22 protein-coding genes are annotated in these 15,754 nt (G+C 65.2%); 18 read left to right on the top strand and 4 right to left on the bottom strand.

Features of this window, described 5'->3' with window-relative positions:
- Positions 1-65: 65 nt before the first annotated feature.
- Together ABZ412_RS34375 and ABZ412_RS34370 are read right to left on the bottom strand one after the other, a co-directional pair.
- Positions 66-1,238, bottom strand: a complete 1,173-nt coding sequence (locus tag ABZ412_RS34375) for a site-specific integrase (protein ID WP_357289032.1) — start codon at positions 1,236-1,238, stop codon at positions 66-68.
- A gap of 563 nt (positions 1,239-1,801) precedes the next feature.
- Positions 1,802-2,371 carry a helix-turn-helix transcriptional regulator gene (locus ABZ412_RS34370; RefSeq protein WP_357289029.1) on the bottom strand — a complete coding sequence of 190 codons (570 nt, stop codon included), beginning with the start codon at positions 2,369-2,371 and terminating at the stop codon, positions 1,802-1,804.
- A gap of 935 nt (positions 2,372-3,306) precedes the next feature.
- Here ABZ412_RS34370 and ABZ412_RS34365 point away from each other — a divergent pair.
- From ABZ412_RS34365 to ABZ412_RS34280, 18 genes are all read left to right on the top strand, one after another.
- The gene (locus ABZ412_RS34365; RefSeq protein ID WP_357289026.1) at positions 3,307-3,612 is read left to right on the top strand and encodes a hypothetical protein; all 306 of its coding nucleotides are present in this window, start codon (positions 3,307-3,309) and stop codon (positions 3,610-3,612) included.
- Between the two features lie 23 nt (positions 3,613-3,635).
- Positions 3,636-4,157, top strand: a complete 522-nt coding sequence (locus tag ABZ412_RS34360; RefSeq protein ID WP_357289022.1) for a hypothetical protein — start codon at positions 3,636-3,638, stop codon at positions 4,155-4,157.
- Positions 4,157-4,444 (top strand): WhiB family transcriptional regulator, encoded by a 288-nt coding sequence (locus ABZ412_RS34355; RefSeq protein WP_357289019.1) that lies wholly within the window; start codon positions 4,157-4,159, stop codon positions 4,442-4,444. The genes ABZ412_RS34360 and ABZ412_RS34355 overlap by 1 nt, the downstream gene beginning before the upstream one ends.
- A complete protein-coding gene (locus tag ABZ412_RS34350; protein WP_357289016.1) occupies positions 4,441-5,274 on the top strand; it encodes a PD-(D/E)XK nuclease-like domain-containing protein in 834 nt (277 codons plus the stop codon). Before ABZ412_RS34355 ends, ABZ412_RS34350 begins: the two co-directional genes overlap by 4 nt.
- Positions 5,271-6,302, top strand: coding sequence for a hypothetical protein (locus ABZ412_RS34345; RefSeq protein WP_357289014.1), 1,032 nt, complete (start codon positions 5,271-5,273; stop codon positions 6,300-6,302). Before ABZ412_RS34350 ends, ABZ412_RS34345 begins: the two co-directional genes overlap by 4 nt.
- Complete coding sequence (locus ABZ412_RS34340; protein WP_357289012.1) at positions 6,299-6,565, top strand: hypothetical protein; 267 nt, start codon at positions 6,299-6,301, stop codon at positions 6,563-6,565. The genes ABZ412_RS34345 and ABZ412_RS34340 overlap by 4 nt, the downstream gene beginning before the upstream one ends.
- A gap of 82 nt (positions 6,566-6,647) precedes the next feature.
- Entirely contained in the window at positions 6,648-7,505 is an 858-nt protein-coding gene (locus ABZ412_RS34335) for a hypothetical protein (protein WP_357289010.1), read from the top strand.
- Complete coding sequence (locus ABZ412_RS34330) at positions 7,495-8,025, top strand: hypothetical protein (protein WP_357289007.1); 531 nt, start codon at positions 7,495-7,497, stop codon at positions 8,023-8,025. The genes ABZ412_RS34335 and ABZ412_RS34330 overlap by 11 nt, the downstream gene beginning before the upstream one ends.
- On the top strand, positions 8,022-8,585 hold the full coding sequence (locus tag ABZ412_RS34325) for a hypothetical protein (protein ID WP_357289004.1): 564 nt from the start codon (positions 8,022-8,024) through the stop codon (positions 8,583-8,585). Before ABZ412_RS34330 ends, ABZ412_RS34325 begins: the two co-directional genes overlap by 4 nt.
- 29 nt (positions 8,586-8,614) lie before the next feature.
- Positions 8,615-8,818, top strand: coding sequence for a hypothetical protein (locus tag ABZ412_RS34320; protein ID WP_357289002.1), 204 nt, complete (start codon positions 8,615-8,617; stop codon positions 8,816-8,818).
- Complete coding sequence (locus ABZ412_RS34315) at positions 8,808-9,053, top strand: hypothetical protein (RefSeq protein ID WP_357288999.1); 246 nt, start codon at positions 8,808-8,810, stop codon at positions 9,051-9,053. The genes ABZ412_RS34320 and ABZ412_RS34315 overlap by 11 nt, the downstream gene beginning before the upstream one ends.
- Positions 9,050-9,421, top strand: a complete 372-nt coding sequence (locus ABZ412_RS34310) for a hypothetical protein (protein WP_357288996.1) — start codon at positions 9,050-9,052, stop codon at positions 9,419-9,421. The genes ABZ412_RS34315 and ABZ412_RS34310 overlap by 4 nt, the downstream gene beginning before the upstream one ends.
- Positions 9,418-10,128: a hypothetical protein gene (locus tag ABZ412_RS34305; RefSeq protein ID WP_357288993.1), complete on the top strand. Its 711-nt coding sequence runs from the start codon at positions 9,418-9,420 to the stop codon at positions 10,126-10,128. Before ABZ412_RS34310 ends, ABZ412_RS34305 begins: the two co-directional genes overlap by 4 nt.
- Positions 10,129-10,204: 76 nt before the next feature.
- Positions 10,205-11,038: a TIGR04255 family protein gene (locus ABZ412_RS34300; RefSeq protein ID WP_357288990.1), complete on the top strand. Its 834-nt coding sequence runs from the start codon at positions 10,205-10,207 to the stop codon at positions 11,036-11,038.
- A gap of 307 nt (positions 11,039-11,345) precedes the next feature.
- Positions 11,346-11,699, top strand: a complete 354-nt coding sequence (locus ABZ412_RS34295) for a hypothetical protein (protein ID WP_357288987.1) — start codon at positions 11,346-11,348, stop codon at positions 11,697-11,699.
- A 75-nt stretch (positions 11,700-11,774) separates the two neighbouring features.
- Positions 11,775-12,713, top strand: a complete 939-nt coding sequence (locus ABZ412_RS34290; protein ID WP_357288984.1) for a hypothetical protein — start codon at positions 11,775-11,777, stop codon at positions 12,711-12,713.
- A gap of 447 nt (positions 12,714-13,160) precedes the next feature.
- Complete coding sequence (locus ABZ412_RS34285; protein WP_357288982.1) at positions 13,161-13,550, top strand: hypothetical protein; 390 nt, start codon at positions 13,161-13,163, stop codon at positions 13,548-13,550.
- 146 nt (positions 13,551-13,696) lie between these two features.
- Positions 13,697-13,918 (top strand): hypothetical protein, encoded by a 222-nt coding sequence (locus tag ABZ412_RS34280; RefSeq protein ID WP_357288979.1) that lies wholly within the window; start codon positions 13,697-13,699, stop codon positions 13,916-13,918.
- Between the two features lie 81 nt (positions 13,919-13,999).
- Here the strand turns inward: ABZ412_RS34280 and ABZ412_RS34275 are convergent, their stop codons facing one another.
- Both ABZ412_RS34275 and ABZ412_RS34270 read right to left on the bottom strand, forming a co-directional pair.
- The gene (locus tag ABZ412_RS34275; protein ID WP_357288977.1) at positions 14,000-14,500 is read right to left on the bottom strand and encodes a hypothetical protein; all 501 of its coding nucleotides are present in this window, start codon (positions 14,498-14,500) and stop codon (positions 14,000-14,002) included.
- Positions 14,501-14,877: 377 nt separating this feature from the next.
- Positions 14,878-15,474, bottom strand: a complete 597-nt coding sequence (locus ABZ412_RS34270) for a hypothetical protein (RefSeq protein WP_357288976.1) — start codon at positions 15,472-15,474, stop codon at positions 14,878-14,880.
- Positions 15,475-15,754: the final 280 nt, after the last annotated feature.

Here is a 15,754-nt window from a genome sequence, read left to right as displayed (position 1 = left end):
CCGGGTTCGATTCCCGGCAGCTCCACCAAGGCCCTCTGATCTGGAGTACAGGTCAGGGGGCTTTTTCATTCGCCGACCACCCGCAAATGCGTTGCCGTGGGCACATTTTGGGCACGCCGCTCAGCGGCAGCTCGAAAACCCGTGCCCATGCGCCCGGCGACGTCGTCGAGGTCGTCGTCGAACAGGTGCCCGTAGTTGTCGAGCGTCATGGTTGCCGACTTGTGCCCGAGCTGACGTTGAATGGTCTTCACGTGCGCACCGCTGGCGATCATGAGGGACGCCGCGGTGTGGCGGAGCTGGTGTGCGGTCACGCGCGGAAAGGTCGCTGGGCCAACCTCTTCGCCGTCATCGTCCCGCGGCACCGACGCCGCGATGCATCGGCCGACGGCCTTTGTGAACCAGTTCGTCGTAGTCGGTGGGCGAATCGGCGTTCCGTCCTCGCGTGACCAAATGAGTTCGGCGGGGTTCTTCTGGGTCTCGACCGCGGGGCGTAAAAGTTCGGCCACCTCGGCGGGCACCGCGATGGTCCGCTGTTCCCAGGTCTTCGGCGTGCCGATCACGCTGCGTGAGTTGACCTTCGACGCAGACCGCGCGACCCGAATACGCCGGCGGTCGAGATCGACATCCCGCGGGCGCAGCGCGGCCATCTCGCCCCATCGCATTCCGGAGTACGCGAGCAGCATGACGATCTCGGCTCCTTTGCTGCACTCATTCGCGAGGGCGGCCACTTGGTCGTGCGTGAGATAGACATGATCGACCGGCACTCGGCGGGGGAGAGGAACGCCCGCGGCGGGGTTCGCCGCGATCCGCCGCTCGTCCACCGCTTCGTCAAGGACGGCCAGCAGCACGCCGTGAATGTCTTCGATCGTTGACGGGGCACGGTCGATTCCCGCAATCCAGTCCCGAATCTCGGGCCGGACGATCGACGCGACTTGCCTTGTGCCCCAATACGGTTTGACGTGCACGCGCCAGATCGACTCGACTCGCTCAGACCATGAATCCTTCGTGTGCACCTGTCGCGGTAGCCACTTCTCGCCCATCTCGGCGACGGTGATCCGGCCCATCGATGGAGCGATGTACTCGCCGGTCATCTTCTGCACTTCGATGGTGGCCATGAACTTCTCGGCATCGAGCTTGCGCCGGAAGCCTCGCTTCTTGGTCGGCTTGCCGTCCGGTTTTCGATACCGGACCATGTAGCGTCTGCCCTTGCTCGTCTCGTACGGCTCGACTGTCGCCATGGGATCTCCCTTACGGATCGCAATGCCACGGGTGGCGGTCGTGGACCGCCTGTTTCAGCGTGGCACGCTCATGGAATGTCAGGCTGCGAAGCCTAATTCGGAGAGTGGGTACGTCGACCCATAGTTCGTCGGCTAGCTCGGCCTCGGAAGTTGGGGAAGCCCACATGATTGCGTCGGCGAGGCTGGCGAACGAGATGAGGAGTCTCGCGGCGAGGGCGCTGACTATTCGCTCCTCGACTGCGGCTAGGTGGGGATGGTCGGGTACCGGGCCTCGCTCAATATGAATGATCTCGTGCGCGAGGGCGCATCGCCGGGCCGTCTGATCGAGAGCTCGATCGAGGTAGACCCCATCGGCTGTCCACGACGCGCGCTGCGTACCTGGTAGGTCCGCGCTGCACGACACGCGGATGTGTGGATGGTGGCGACTCAGGTGCCGCCAGGGATTCCACCGACCATTTCGTTCAGGTAATGATCTCCCCATAGCCGAGAATTAGAACATGTGTTCGAGTGTGGTTGCTAGGGGTTCACGCAGGGTGTCCGTGTGACCAATCGTGCCAACCTGGCTAGGGGATGTTGTTCCAGTCGTCGTCGCGATCCTTGTCGGGATCTCCGTCGGCAGGGTTGTAGGCGGCCAGCTGGCGGCTTTCGTCCCACGGTGGCATCGAATCGTCGTTACCTGTCAACTTTGGAACCGGCGCAAGCGCGGGTGTCCACATGCCGGAACCGGTCGTTGGGGACTCGGCGCGGTGGAGTCGTCGGCTGATCTCGTTCAACAGGGCGTCGGTGGGCACCTCGGTCAGGTTGATCTGGAGGGGCTGCCCATCGTCGGTGTAGCCACTCAGGGCTCGGGCGGCTGCCGTCCTGACGACCTCTTCGCTGACCCCAAAGCCGCGGGCGAGTCCCTCGATGGTTTCTTGATCGGGCATCTGGCCAAGGAATGGCCGCTCGTCGCGCAGAAGCTTCGAAACCAACGATCGTGAGAGCCCGGAGGAACGGACAAGGTCGGCCTGTCGCCAGCCGCGGATGTCCAGTTGCTCCTGGATGAAACTCCGGAAGTGATGCACGGGGTCGAGCCTCTCCGATGGCGGTTTCGCGGTCCAGGCGGAGCGGGATGGCTTGTCAACCACGGCCATGTCGCCCGTTGGGGGAATCTTGTCAACTGACTATGGACGATTCTAGGCGTCTCAACCCCCGGTCCTGCACCTATTCCCCCTTTGGCGCGGTTGACATTTTGTCAACGTCTACGACACAATATGTGTCGTAGACGTTGACAACTAGGTCATAGGGGGCAAAGATCTTGAATGCCGCACTTCGTCGGCGCAGGAAATCGAAGGGAGTCTGGATGCAGGTCCGCGATCCCGACCTACTCGCGCGCTACATGGCGAATGCCGACTTCTCGCAAGCGCGCCTCGCGCGATACGTCGGATGTAGTCGCCAGTTCATCCACCTGCTCGTGTCTGGGCAGCGTCGCACATGCACGAAGCAGGTCGGCAGTCTCATTGAGGAGGCCCTCCGGGTGCTCCCGGGAACGCTTTTTGTGCCCGGAGTGTCGCCGACTACGACCCAAGGCAAGTCGAATCGGTTGACGGGCCGTGGAGCGCTGGCGGTCTCGTCATGAGCCCAGTAGCTCCCGCCATGGCAACGCCTCTCGAAGTCGCCAATGCGCTTCGCACAACCGTCGGTGCCCTCGCCAACTTGCGGTACCGCGGGGAAGGTCCGGCCTTTCGGAAGCTAGGACGCCGCGTCCTCTACTGCTGGGACGACGTCAATGCGTACTTGGACGCCGGTGCTGCCACGACGACCGGAGCGGCGTCGTGAGCTGGTGGGAGCCATACGAATTGGCGGCCGAGCGCGGATCGCACATGTACATGCACGCCGTCGGTTGCCGTTGCCTGAACTGCACGTTCACGGCCCCTACGTCTCCGGTGTTCGCGCCGGAGATCAGTATGCCCGGCGCTGGCGTAGCTATCCCCGCGCCGGGCGTCCTGTCCATCAACCCCTGAAAAAGCACGCGCCCCGCGAGGTACCAGCTCACGGGGCGCAATCCAGAGATCAAGGAGCAATCCTAATGGGGAAACACACCCTGAGCCAGCGCAGCGGGCGCGCCCGCGCGTTGGTGCAGTCCATCGTCGCGCACCACGCCGCGCGGATCGCCCGGCCGAGCGCGCCGCAGTTCGGCGATGACGACACCCAGCCGATCACCATGGCGACGCCGTTCGTGCGGAACGGTGTGCTGACCATGGACCCGGCCGCAGTGGACGCCGAGCTGCCTTGGAACGCGTGGTTGCAGAACCTGCCGCCGGTGGACGGCTGGACCTCCACGTCGTCCTGGGAAGCGCAGCACGGCTGCGCGCCGAAGGGTGGTGCGCGATGAGCCGGTCTCACATCTCCGTCAGCATGAGCATCGAACGAGGCTTCGACGTCCGCGTGAGCACCGACCGCGAGTGCATCGTTGCCGTGTTCAACTTCGGCGGGATGCTGCACCTGTCGTTCGAGGACGCGCAGGAGTTCTACGCCCAGTTCGGGAATGCGCTCGCCGTCATGACCAGCGAGCGGAAGGCCCCGCCCACCGGCACCGAATCCGGCATGACCGAACTCGACTGTGCCCTCATGCAGCCAGCACCGCAGGCCGACCTGATCAGCGTCTATGAAGCGGATCCGTGCGAGCCCAGCGAGCCCGGCCGCGACCATGCCCGCGAGGACTGTGGCTATTCGGACGGGTGCACCGGGTGCGTCAGCGAGGCCGAATCCCTCGCGGAAGCCGAGCGATGGAACACGGCCACCGGAGGTGCGGCGCTGACCGATTGGGAGCGCGAGTTGCTGGCACGCGCGGTCGCCGAGGACGACGGCGAGGACAACCCCGAGGACGACGGCGCCGCCTGGGACCGCGCCATCGCGGACGAGGGCGGTGCGCGATGATGCCGAACCTTCAGGACGACGCGGCATGCAAGGGCCGTGAAGGGCTGTTCTTCCCCGTCGGCCGGATCGACAACGACGCACGGCGTGAACTCGCCGCGGACGCCGTCGCCATCTGCGGGGCGTGTCCGGTCCGGGCGCAGTGCGCCGCCCAGGCGCTCAAGTCCGATATCCGGCACGGCGTGATTGCCGGTGTCGACATGGGCGACAGCACCAGCAGCAACGTAACGCGGCGACTCGCCCGCGCCCGTGCGCAGCTGGAAGCCGTGGCCCGCGGGCAAGCCGCGTGACCGCCCCGACCGAGCCCGGCGTCTATTCCGGTGTCCCCGAGTCGATCTACCACGCCGACCGGGGCTCGATCTCCAGCAGCCAGGCCCGCCGCCTGCTGGAAATCACCCCGGCGGAATGGAAGTGGGAGCAGGACCACCCCGAGACCCGCGTCCCCACCGAGTCGATGGAGCTGGGGACCGCGGTGCACACCGAGGTTCTTCGCAAGGGTGCGCGGTACGTGCAAGTGGACGCTCTGAACTGGAAGAAGCCCGCGGACCAGGAGCGGCGCAAGGCCATCCGCGCTCGCGGTGAGGTGCCTTTGCTGCCTCCGCAGGTCGACCAGGTGCGGGCGATGGCCGCGGCCGTGCGTGAGCACCCCGTGGCCGGGCCGCTGTTCACCAGTGGGGCACCGGAACTGAGCGCGTACGCCCGTGACCCGCAGACCAGGGTGATGATGCGGGCCCGCACCGACTGGCTACGCGAGGCCGCCGGCGGGCGCGTGGCCGTGGACCTGAAGACCGATGAGTCATCCGACCCGGACGAGTTCGAGAAGGCCGTGGCCCGCTGGGGCTACCACATCCAGCAGCCCTTCTACGAGGACGTTTTCGAGCTGGCTGGCCTGCCGCTGTCGGCATGGCTGTGGGTGGTCGTGTCCAAGCGGCCGCCGTACCTGGTCAGCGTGAACGAACTCCCGCCTCGCGCGACCGATCTCGGCCGCGAGTCCAAGCGCCGGGCGCTCGACATCTTCGCGAAGTGCACCGCGGCCGATGAATGGCCCGGCCACGCGCCCGTGATCCATCAAATCGACCTGCCCCGTTGGGCTTACAAGAACCAGGAGTACCGCCCGTGAGCGCCGAAATCGCCACCACCGAAGACCAGTTCGTTCCCGCGCTCGGCTCCGGGTTCGGTGACCCGCTGGGCGCGGTCAGCATCTACCTGGACGTGATCGACACCGCGTACAACCTCGCGGACAAGTTGTGCCGCACACCGCTTGTCGGCACCGTGTACCGCGGCAAGCCCGCCGATGCGGCCGTGGCGATCCTGTACGGCGCGGAAATCGGGCTGAACCCGATCCAGTCGCTGCAGCAGATCTTCACCGTGCACGGCACCCCGGCCATCTACGCCCGCACCATGGTGGCGCTGTTGAAGCGCCGCGGCTACCGCTTCCAGACCGTCGAGGCGACCGCCACCGTGGCGACCGTGACCGGCACCGCGCCCGGCGGGGACGTCGAGACCTGCACTTGGACCATCGACCGCGCCATCCAGGCCGGGTACGTGCCGCAGATCGACCCGAAGACCGGCGATTACGCGGTCAACACCAACGGCAAGCTCGCCGGAAACATGAAGTACCTGACGGACTCGGCGAACATGCTGTACGCCAAGGCCGCCGCCGAGGTCTGCCGCCGCCTGGCCCCGGACGTGCTGCTCGGAATCTCCCGCACCACCGAGGATCTGGAGTCCGAGCCCGCGCCAGCCCCGGTGCGGGTCGCCTCTGAACGCGTCTCGGCCGCCGAAGTGCTCGGCGAGGACGCCGCACCAGCACAGCCCGTAGCCGTCGTTGAATGGGCCGGTGACCGCCCGGCCGAGGCCGCCGAGGCGACGCCGGAACCCGAGCAGCCCGCCGAGCAGCCGCCCACAGATGATGCCGCCGAGAAGCAGCGCGCTCGGACTACGCGGCGGATGACCAAGGCGCAGTCCGAAGTCATCGGCGGGCACCTGGCCACTCTCGGCGTGGCCGAGGAGGCGCAGCAGCTGGACTTGGCCTCCCGGATCCTCGGCCGCGAAATCACGACCGTGAAGGACCTCACCTACGACGAGGCCGAGACCCTCGCCGCCGAGCTGGCCGACGCGCGCGCCACGGACGGCGGTGCGGAATGAGCACCGATCACCGCGCCGCAGCGCTGAACGCTCTGGAGAACGCCGCGAGTACCCCCTACTCGGACGCGATCGCCTACACCAGTGAGGCCGCCGCGCATGCCCTGCTGTACGCGGGCGACCAGCTGGCCGCGTTGGTCGAACAGCAGAAGCTGCAGATGTTGATCTCGGCGTACGTCACCGCGGCCGTACCGCTGAACGACGAGGAGCGCCAGGCGATCCGGAAGCACATCAAGGCCGCGCTCGGCCTGGCGGGCGGTGCGTGATGCCCCTGGCTTCCGATTCCGGTGCTGTCATGCGTGCTGTCACGCGTGACTCACTGGACGCGTTCGCGGGAGGTGCCGCGAGGTGACGTGGTTCAAGGTCGATGACGGCTTCTGGTCGCACCCGAAAACGGTCGGGCTGTCGGATTCGGCTGTCGCGCTGTGGGTGCGGGCGGGCGCGTACGCCTGCCAGCACCTCACCGACGGCGTGATCGGCACGCCCGTACTGCGCATGGTGGGCGACAAAGCGGCCGCCGAGGAGCTGGTGGCCGTTGGGCTGTGGACCGAAACAGCAGGTGGCTACGTATTTCACGATTGGGCCGAGTACCAGGAAACCAGTGCGACGGTGAAGGACCGGAGGGCGGCCGCCCGGGAGAGGCAGCAGCGCTCGAGGGCTACGCGGGAGGCCAAAAAGACTGCCGTGCCGCCTGATTCGAACGGGTCTGTCACGTCGGATGTCACGCGTGACAACACGCGTGAGTCTTCTACCCCCGACCCGACCCGACCCGACCAGGTAGTTACTGACGTAACTACTTCCCCCCTTACCCCCCAGCCCGGCGGCACCTTGGTGGCGCTGCGACCCACGAAGGGAAGGGCCATCGCCGAGCGATGGAACGAGACCGCCCACTCGGCAGCCGCGCACGCCATCGCCCGAAAGTACGAAGAGCACTCGGGCGCAGCCGTTCCCGGCAAGGTGCTCACCGAGATCGCCCAGCGCATCGACGACTGCCTCGAATCGGGCATCGATTCCGACCAGATCGTCCGCGGGCTCGTTGCCTGGTCCGAGTCGCCCATCACGGCGACTTCGCAGATTCCGTCCTTCGTCCACAAGGCCAACAGCGGCGGCAAGCAGCGTGGCCGCGGCAAGCCCAGCGCGAAGGCTGTGGACGCGATGGCCGTTGCCGAGCAGCTGATCAATGAGGGGATGACGAATGGCCGTTGAGATTTCCGCCAGCCAGAACGCCATGCGCGCCGCTGCGGCGGCCTGGTCCCGGGCCCGCATCTTCGACGACAAACTCGGCGACGCCGACGCCGCCCGGATCGCCGCCTGGGCCGAGAGCGTCGAACGTTGGCGGCTCGACGTTTCGGACCTGCTCGAGGGCGTCACTCGCTTCTACGAGGGCGAGACCGCCGGCCGCACCATCGGTGTCGGCGACCTGCTGCACCACGCCCGCGAATCCCGGCGCCAGCGCGCCGAGCGGGAGAAGGCCGCCGAGGTGCGCTCCGAAGTGACCGCTGCGGCCGCGCTTCCTCGCGGCTACTCCGGGCTGCCGATCGGCGCCGAGGGCGCGCCGGTCTGGGCGGCCTACGACGTGCACGGCGCGATCGACCGCGAGTGCCCGCGCTGCCACGCCGAGCCGAACGGCGCGTGCGTGACCGGGCGCGGGACTGCGCAGAAAATTCCGTGCCTCGAGCGGCTCAATGCGATGGCTCACGCCGGAGCGTTCGGGGGTGGATTGTGAACACACTCTCACCCGAACAGGTTTCGCTCGCCAGCATCGCGGCATTCGGCCGATCGTTCCCGTGGGCATCCAGGTGGCCGGAAGCGGTGCGCCAAGATCAGCCTGAGGCGCAGCGGATCACCCGCTCGGCGTTCACGACGAACGAAAGGGCGTTGCTGCTGAAGCTGCGGGGCCTCGCGGCAGAGTTCCTGGCGACGCCTAAGCGGGCGGCCGAGACCTACGACTGCGGCACGCGGTCCGGAGGCGGCGGGGAGTTCCATTTCCGCTGCACCACAACCACGGTCATTGGCACGTGGCACGAATGGCACCCGGTCGCCTGGTGGGACAACGGCGAACCGAAGCAGTGGCGAGATGGCGCGCTACTGGCCGAGGCAAAGGTCACCTACCGCCGACTACAGCAGTGGGCCGAGTCCATGCCGGCGTCGATTCGTGAACACGCGCACGCCTGGGACCGGGCCTATCCCGTGGACACGAGCGACCCCATCGCCCTCACCGCGCTGGCCGTGAGCCTGCTCGTCGATGACGCCTTGACGCCAGCGCCGAAGCCCGAACCCCGTTGACCTGCTGGAGCTCCTGGAGGAGATGAGCAATGCCTGACCGAGACCTGATCGCCGAAGCGCGCGCGGCGTTCGCGCGGTCCAGCCGTCAGCGGCACACCTGGGAGTGTGGCAACCGCACCAAGATCGGCGTGCCGGAGTTGGATGCCTGCGACTGCCCGGAGGCGGCCGACCGTGCGCCCAGCGTGCTCGACACCGTGGCCGAGGCCGTAGGGGAGTGGCCAGATGAGCGCTGACCGCCGCCCCTGGTTCGCGGACTTCGACGACGCGCACGCCCGCGGATCGCGAATGGCCGCCGCACCCTGCTGCGCCACGCTCACAGTCGGCGCGACCGATCCCACGTGCGGATGCCGCAGCACAGGCACCGCGCCCGAGGCCCCCGCCCAGCTCGTCGCCCCGACGCTGAAAAGCATCGTCGGCGGGGCTATCTCGCTGATCGACGCCATCACCACCAGGAGGGCCGAACGATGACCGGTCACGCCATTCTCGAACTGCCCTGGACGGCACCGCCGCTCAGCATGAACGACCGCGGGCGGACGCCGGGCGCGCGATACGCGCACGCCCGCAGGGTGGCCGAGGTCCGCGGTACGGTACACCGCCTCGCGCAGGCCGCCCAGCTGCCGCGCGGCCTCGACCACGTCACCGTGCAGCTGCACTACCGACCGCGCGACCGGCGCCGGCGGGACACCGACAACCTCACGGCCACTGCGAAACCGGCGTACGACGCCCTCGCGGCCGGGACGAAGGCGCACATGGCCAAGCCGGAACCGATCATTCACCCCGCAGAGCGCGGCCAAGGCGGCGTGCTGTGGCTCGAAATCACCTGGGAGGCGAAGTGACCGAGGCGTTCATTCCCGACCACGAACTGAAGCTGCTGCGGCGGCTCTTGGCTGATCTGCCCCAGCTCGCTGTTGACCTCGGCGACACCAGAACCAAGCAGGCCCGTCTCGGCGAGGTTATTCGGCGGCGGCAGCAGCACCGGCCGTCCGAGCAGCCGCTGCCGGTCCACCTCGGCGCGGCGGCCGTCGCAGACGAGCTCCGGAACGAGCTCGTCGGCTGGGTGCGGTTGGTGTGTGAGCAGCGCGCGGTTGTCTACGAGGGCTTGGCCGATACGGGTAGCCTCGCCAGATGGCTTGCCCGACACGTCTACTCACTGGCCATCACGGAGGGTGCGGGGGAGTGCTACCGCGAGTTGCGCGCGATCGCAGACCAGGCGGAGCGGATCGTGTGCCCGCCAGCGGTCGCCATCGTGGTCGATGACGCCAAGCTGACTCGCGCCCGGGCGATGGCGCTCAGCGCGTCCGGAATCGCCACGCTCGCTCAGGAGCTCGGCGAGGAGTACCGCAACCTCACCCGGCGCCGCGTGCACGTACTGAAGGAGGCGGGCGAAATCGATCCCGTCCCGGGGCCGTGGCGACCGGATTGGCCGATGTTGTTCGCGGTCGGGGAGGTACTTGACTCGCACCTGCGAGTGCCGATCCGGGATCGGCATGCCAAATCCTGCTGGCGGAAGACCTGCGGACAGGCTACTCAAGGAGGTCGTTGAGTTTCTGAACGACAAGGACAGTCCGACGTTGGGCATAGTGCGCAGGTCTGCAGGTGTGTGAAGTACAGTGTGAAGTATGGCGGGAGTTGTGTTGGGAAGCCCATTCGGTTCGGAACCGCTGGACGAGGTGCCGCTTGCCCGTCCACCCCTGGCTCAGGTCCTCGCTCAAGTGCGTTTTGCGAAAGTGTCTCAGCTGTGGGTTGGTGATGCCGCAGCGAGAGAGTTCATCGGGCGTGTAGGTCATGAGTATCCGATCTTCGACCATAGGATGGAGACTGGGTTTCAGATCGGACCCGATGGAATTCAGCCGGTGCCGCAGGCTGCTCCGATCTGGCAACTCCAGAGTCGGGATCGTAATTGGATGATCAACTTCGGCAGTGATTTCTTCTCTCTCACGGCATTGAAGTACACCAGTCGATCCGATTTTGTGAAGCGACTCCTGGATTCCTGGGAGGTTTTTGCGAACGTAATCGAATCGGTTCGCCACGAACGTGTTGGAATCCGATACACCAACCGAATTTCCGGTGGTGTTGCGATAGATCAGCTGCCTGAGCTGGTGCGACCTGAAATGCTGGGCGAAGCCGCGGCGTCAATAGCCCCCGTCGAGCGGCGGCATTCTATTAGCGAGGCGGCATATACTTTAGGCGGTCGAGAAGGGTTTCATGCGCGATGGGGACTATTGCCTGCCGGTGCCGCATTTGACCCGACCGTTCCGACGGTGGACACGCCGAGTTGGGTGCTGGATATGGATGCCTTCATGAACTATGAAGACAGCTTGTCGCAGCTTCAGCCCGGTGAACTTGCTGAAAATATCAGCCATCTGGCTGGCCGTGCGTATCGATACTTCCGATGGACGGTCACCGAGCAATTCCTCGAAGTATTTGGAGGAAGCGAAGATGCACGCGGTTGATCAAGAACTCTGGCAGAGGTCGATTCCAGAAGAAGAGTGGACTGGGAACCAGCCCCCTGGGCGGAGCGGCGCGTCTAAGCTACCCAAATTCGGTGTGTCCTTGCTGGTGGTGGCAGGCATCTTCACTGGTGGCGGAGGTACGACCCAGGCATCTCCCGTACGTGAACCGCAGGCGTGGTGCGGGTATGTAGGCGATCGAACCTCGAACCGTCGAGTTATGCAGGCACCAGCGGCGCCGACCGGCGTAACTCACGCGTCCCAGGACATCGGCAAGGTGGAGGCCCTGCGAACGCAGGGTGCAGCCGCGATGAGTACGAAGGACGCTGTTCGATGGCTCCATGAGTCCTCCGGGCTGACCTGGGATCAACTGGGGCGCGTGTTTGGAGTGTCACGTCGTGCCGTCCACATGTGGGCAAGCGGCAGCCGGATGAACGCCAGCAACGTTGAGACCCTCCACGAGTTGATCGCGGTGGTCCAACAGCTTGGTGCTGACACGCCAGAGGAGCGGCGCAGTGCTTTGCTGGCCGCCGATGCGGACGGGCTGAGCCTGGTGGACAGGTTTCGGAGCCGCCACCGCAGCGGCCCGGGGGACGTATCGGGAGCGATGGAGTCGCCGGATTTCTACCTCGGTGCTCAACACGGAGACGTTGCGCGACAGTAGAATTACGCAGATGTTGCTCGACACGGGAATTCGATCAGATCCGTATCCTCTGATCGAGGAGGGGCACTACAAGCGGTGACCGACGCAGGAGCTGGGGTAGACACCAAGGTTCCGCTGCTCAGGGGGTTCCAGCAAGGTGATGTCCTCGATGGCCTCACCGAAGTTTGCGTCCTCACGGCTAGCGGGTGGGATCCGATCAACGTGTCGGATGGCGTTGCGCTGATCAGCCAAACATGCGACATCGTCCAGGAGACCAGAGCATATGTGCAGGTAGCGAAACTCGTTCCCCTTCGCGAGAGCGATGCGAGCCTTGCACGAAGCGGGCGACGTCCCCGCTACGCGCACTTGCCAGAGTTCGGAACCGACTGGTTTGCGGACCTGGAAGTGATTGCGACGGTTCACAAGTCGGTGATCGCACCACTCTCGCCGAAGAGAGGTGTCGCCACCGACATGGCCATCCGCAAGTTCAGCGCCGCGGTCGCTCGCAAATTCGGACGCTTCGCCTTCCCCGATGAGGTCACGCCTTGGCTGAGCAACTTGGAGAAGTTCATTCGCACCGGTGTTGGGAAGCAGAACTCGGCCTTTGCCGAGGTTATGCGTGACGTTCTCGAGCTCCGGATCGAGTCCATCGGTGGCTGGGGTGATCCACCGTATGAGCTGAAGCTCCTCGTAGTTGTAGAGCCAGGCGTGATGCCTGTCTACGCGGATGGTGACGAACCCGATCTTCCGCCGCAACTTGACAGTTGGCTGTTCCCCGACGCCGGCGTTGTGCGCAAGCCCAAGGAGATCGCCGATCGAATCCGGACGATCAACGACCCAGCTGAGAGGTATTTTCTCTGGGATGCCTTCGCGAGCGCTCTGGCTGGGTTGTGCCAGCCACCTGCTGACGCCTCTCCCGAGGTTCGCGCGGCCGTACTCGGCGGTGAGATTGTTGCTGAGCCGATCTCCACAGATGAACTCACCTATGCCCGCTACCGCCGAACCGAGATTCTCGACGTTGATGATCTTTGCTGATCATGCTGGTTGCTGAAACCTTCCGCTGGCGTGTCGAACTCGGGTGATCTTGTTACGGACACCCCAGGTGCTACGCTGAGCGCGTAGCGCGTGAATTGTCCGCGCAGCACGTCCACTCCGGGCACTGAATCCTCAAGGCCACCACGGGCAGCCCGTGCGTGGCCTTCGCCATTCCCGCACCCTGCACCGGCCATCGAGCACCATCCGGGCATCGGGCGTGAGTCCAGGGTGCAACCAACACTACGAATTCCCGCGGTCACGATCGCGGCAACATCCCGAGTCTCCCCTGTGAGCCTGCCGCGGATGACGCAGACAACCCTGACCACTCGGGGCTCCGGCCGGTCGAGGTTCGGGACCATCGCCGCACCTTGTAGTCCAGCGCCCAACGATGGCGCGAGCACAAGGTTCGCAATACGCGCTTCCCCCACCAAGAGAAAGGAAGGTCGCGTGACTGTCGTACGCGAGATCGCATTGAAGAAGGACGAATCGCTACTGGTGACATGGATGGCTGAGCCGTTCCGCTACGCGCGCTTGAAGACCGCGGCAGCGAACTACAGCTCGTATCTGTTTGACCTCAACATCCCGCACGTCGTCAGCGGCGTCGAATACACCCAGGTCGAAATCAAGTTCGACAACGTCCCGTACTACGCCACCAACTACGAGGTCACCGGCATCAGCGCTACGGGACAGCGCCGGTTCTTCCGCGGTGTCGGCCGCTCGTTCTGGGGCGGCCGGACGATCAAGGGCCTGCTCGTCTGGGAGCTGCCCCAGTTCGGCGCGGGATACGAAATTGTCGATTGGGGTGGCATCGCCGTACCCGACGACCGGCCCGCTTAACCCAAAAACGCCACAACCCCACAGGAGCATCACATGTGGTCCACCATGTCCGCCGCTGCCCAACAGGTCGACTGGTCGGTCGTCAGCCGCGCCGTTGTCGACATCGTCGCCCAGATCGGCGGCGCACTGATCCGCGTCATCTCCCGATGAGCCCGACCGTCGGGCGCGTCGTTCATTATCAGAGTTACGGCACGCCCGGCGGCGAGCACGTGCCCGCGCCGCAAGCGGCCATCGTGACCAAGGCTGAGGGCTACCTCGTGAGCTTGGCCGTGTTCTACGACAACGGGATCAGCTTCAAATCCGAAGTGCCGCACGCCGAAAACGACGAGCCCGCCGCCGGGTGCTGGAACTGGCCGCCGAGGGGATGACGTGGAACTCCACTATCCGATCCTCGTCCTGCCGTTCGCCTGGTGGCCGACCACCCTCGCCACGCTGATGTACGGCCCCCGCTAGGCCACAATCCCGACGGAGATCCCAACAACCGTAAGTCCGATGCCGAGGAGAGCCCAACCCAGGTCGCGAACAGCGGATCCAGTCTGGATGGACTCGAGTTTTGAAATCGCTTCTGCCACAGCTATTTCAACATCCTCCATCGTGACCGCGGGGTTCTCGCGAACACTATGAATGTGCCGCTCTAGCGCATTGATTTCCACTTGCTGTGCTTGCGAAATCTCCACCAACCTGGCGACCTGGCGCTCGAGCGGCAATGTCACGTCGATTGGGTATGACTTTTCCGCTGTCGCTGTGAGCGTTGCGAACCCGCCGAAGGTGGCTCCCTCGATCGTGTGGGTTTGGGGGCCACTGAGTCGCGCTCTGATCTCGGAGCCAACCTTCGCAATGGCGCTGCGCCACTGTGTGAACCGTCCGGTCAGCCTGTGCCAGGCGTAGACCAATCCGCCCGCGGTGATCAGCGAGCCGAGCAACTCCAATACGTCACCAAAGGTTTTCACCCGCCTACGGTATGCAGGTTCTGCCCGGTTCGTGGCTCATGCCGAGCATTCAGGGGGTGAGGATGGTTCGCCGAACTACAACGCAACGTGGCCTCGGCTGGAAGCACGAGCAACAGCGCACTGCCCTCGGTCGGCACCGCGACGGCGCGCGCTGCTGGTGGTGCGGCGAACCGATGTACCGCGACGCCGCCCGCAACCGCGACGGCGAGAGCCTGGCCGCCGACCCTCGCATGCCCGAGCTCACGGCGGTACACAGGCCGACCGCCTGCTACATGGCGTGTGCAACAAGCAGCGCGGCGACGGATCACGTGACCACCTGCGGCCGGCGCTAACCCGGACTCGGGGTGGATGTCCGGGCAACGTCCTCGACTGGCGGATCAGTAGTCGTACGTGATGCGTGTTGGTTCAGTGCGGGCGCGCGCCCGTTCTGCCCTCATCGCAATCTCGGCATCGTCGTTAAGGCGTCGCGTACTTCGGTACAGGAAGCGGATGTTGCCCAGAGCTCTGATGAAAAGCCCCGTGCCGAGCCCGATGGCAATGGCAGAAATTCCTAGACCGGTAGCGCTTCGGTCATACAGATAGTTACCGACGGCAGCAACGACTGCGAGAACAGTGCCAACGAAGCTCAAGATCGTCTCGCTACGTAGTTCGCGAGCGAGTTGTCTGTCAGCTGCTTGTTCGTCCGCTGACTCGGATGGCTGCGACGCAGCGCCTTCGGCGGTACGAATCTCAGCCAGCGCACGACCGATCGACCGATCGACCGTATCGATTCCATCGACTTCGTCGGGCCAGGTACTCCGGACCTTGACCAGCAAATCAAGTCGATCGTAGGGAGTCTTCTTAGTGTTCCGGAGCAAGAACGCACCAGCGATCAGTGCGGCCGTGATGGTTGCTACCGGTGCACCGAGCGATAAGAAGTCCTTCCACGACACACCACCCGTTTGAACAGGGTCTGCTGCGAGCCAAGCGATCACGCTGTGATCCTGCCAGGAACCAATTTCGCAGGCAGAATATTCGACCCCCGGGTCGCCTGACTTCGTCGCGGTAATCAGGGACTCTTTGTATGTGCTGCCATTCCTGATGTGAAGGGGTGCCCAGACTGTGACTCGTACCCGGCTGCGTGTCTGCGCAGTCGTGGGTTGCCCTGAGCTGCAGGTCCTCCCGCGGTGTGCACGGCACCAGCGTGACCAGGAGCGACACCGGCGGCAGACCACGCCGACCAAGGCGACGCGCGACTGGGGCGAGCGACAACGG

The sequence above is a fragment of the Nocardia sp. NPDC005746 genome (assembly GCF_040630785.1).
Lineage (GTDB): Bacteria > Actinomycetota > Actinomycetes > Mycobacteriales > Mycobacteriaceae > Nocardia.
Note: the sequence above shows the minus strand (reverse complement) of the source record. Positions and strands in the feature narration are given on the sequence as shown.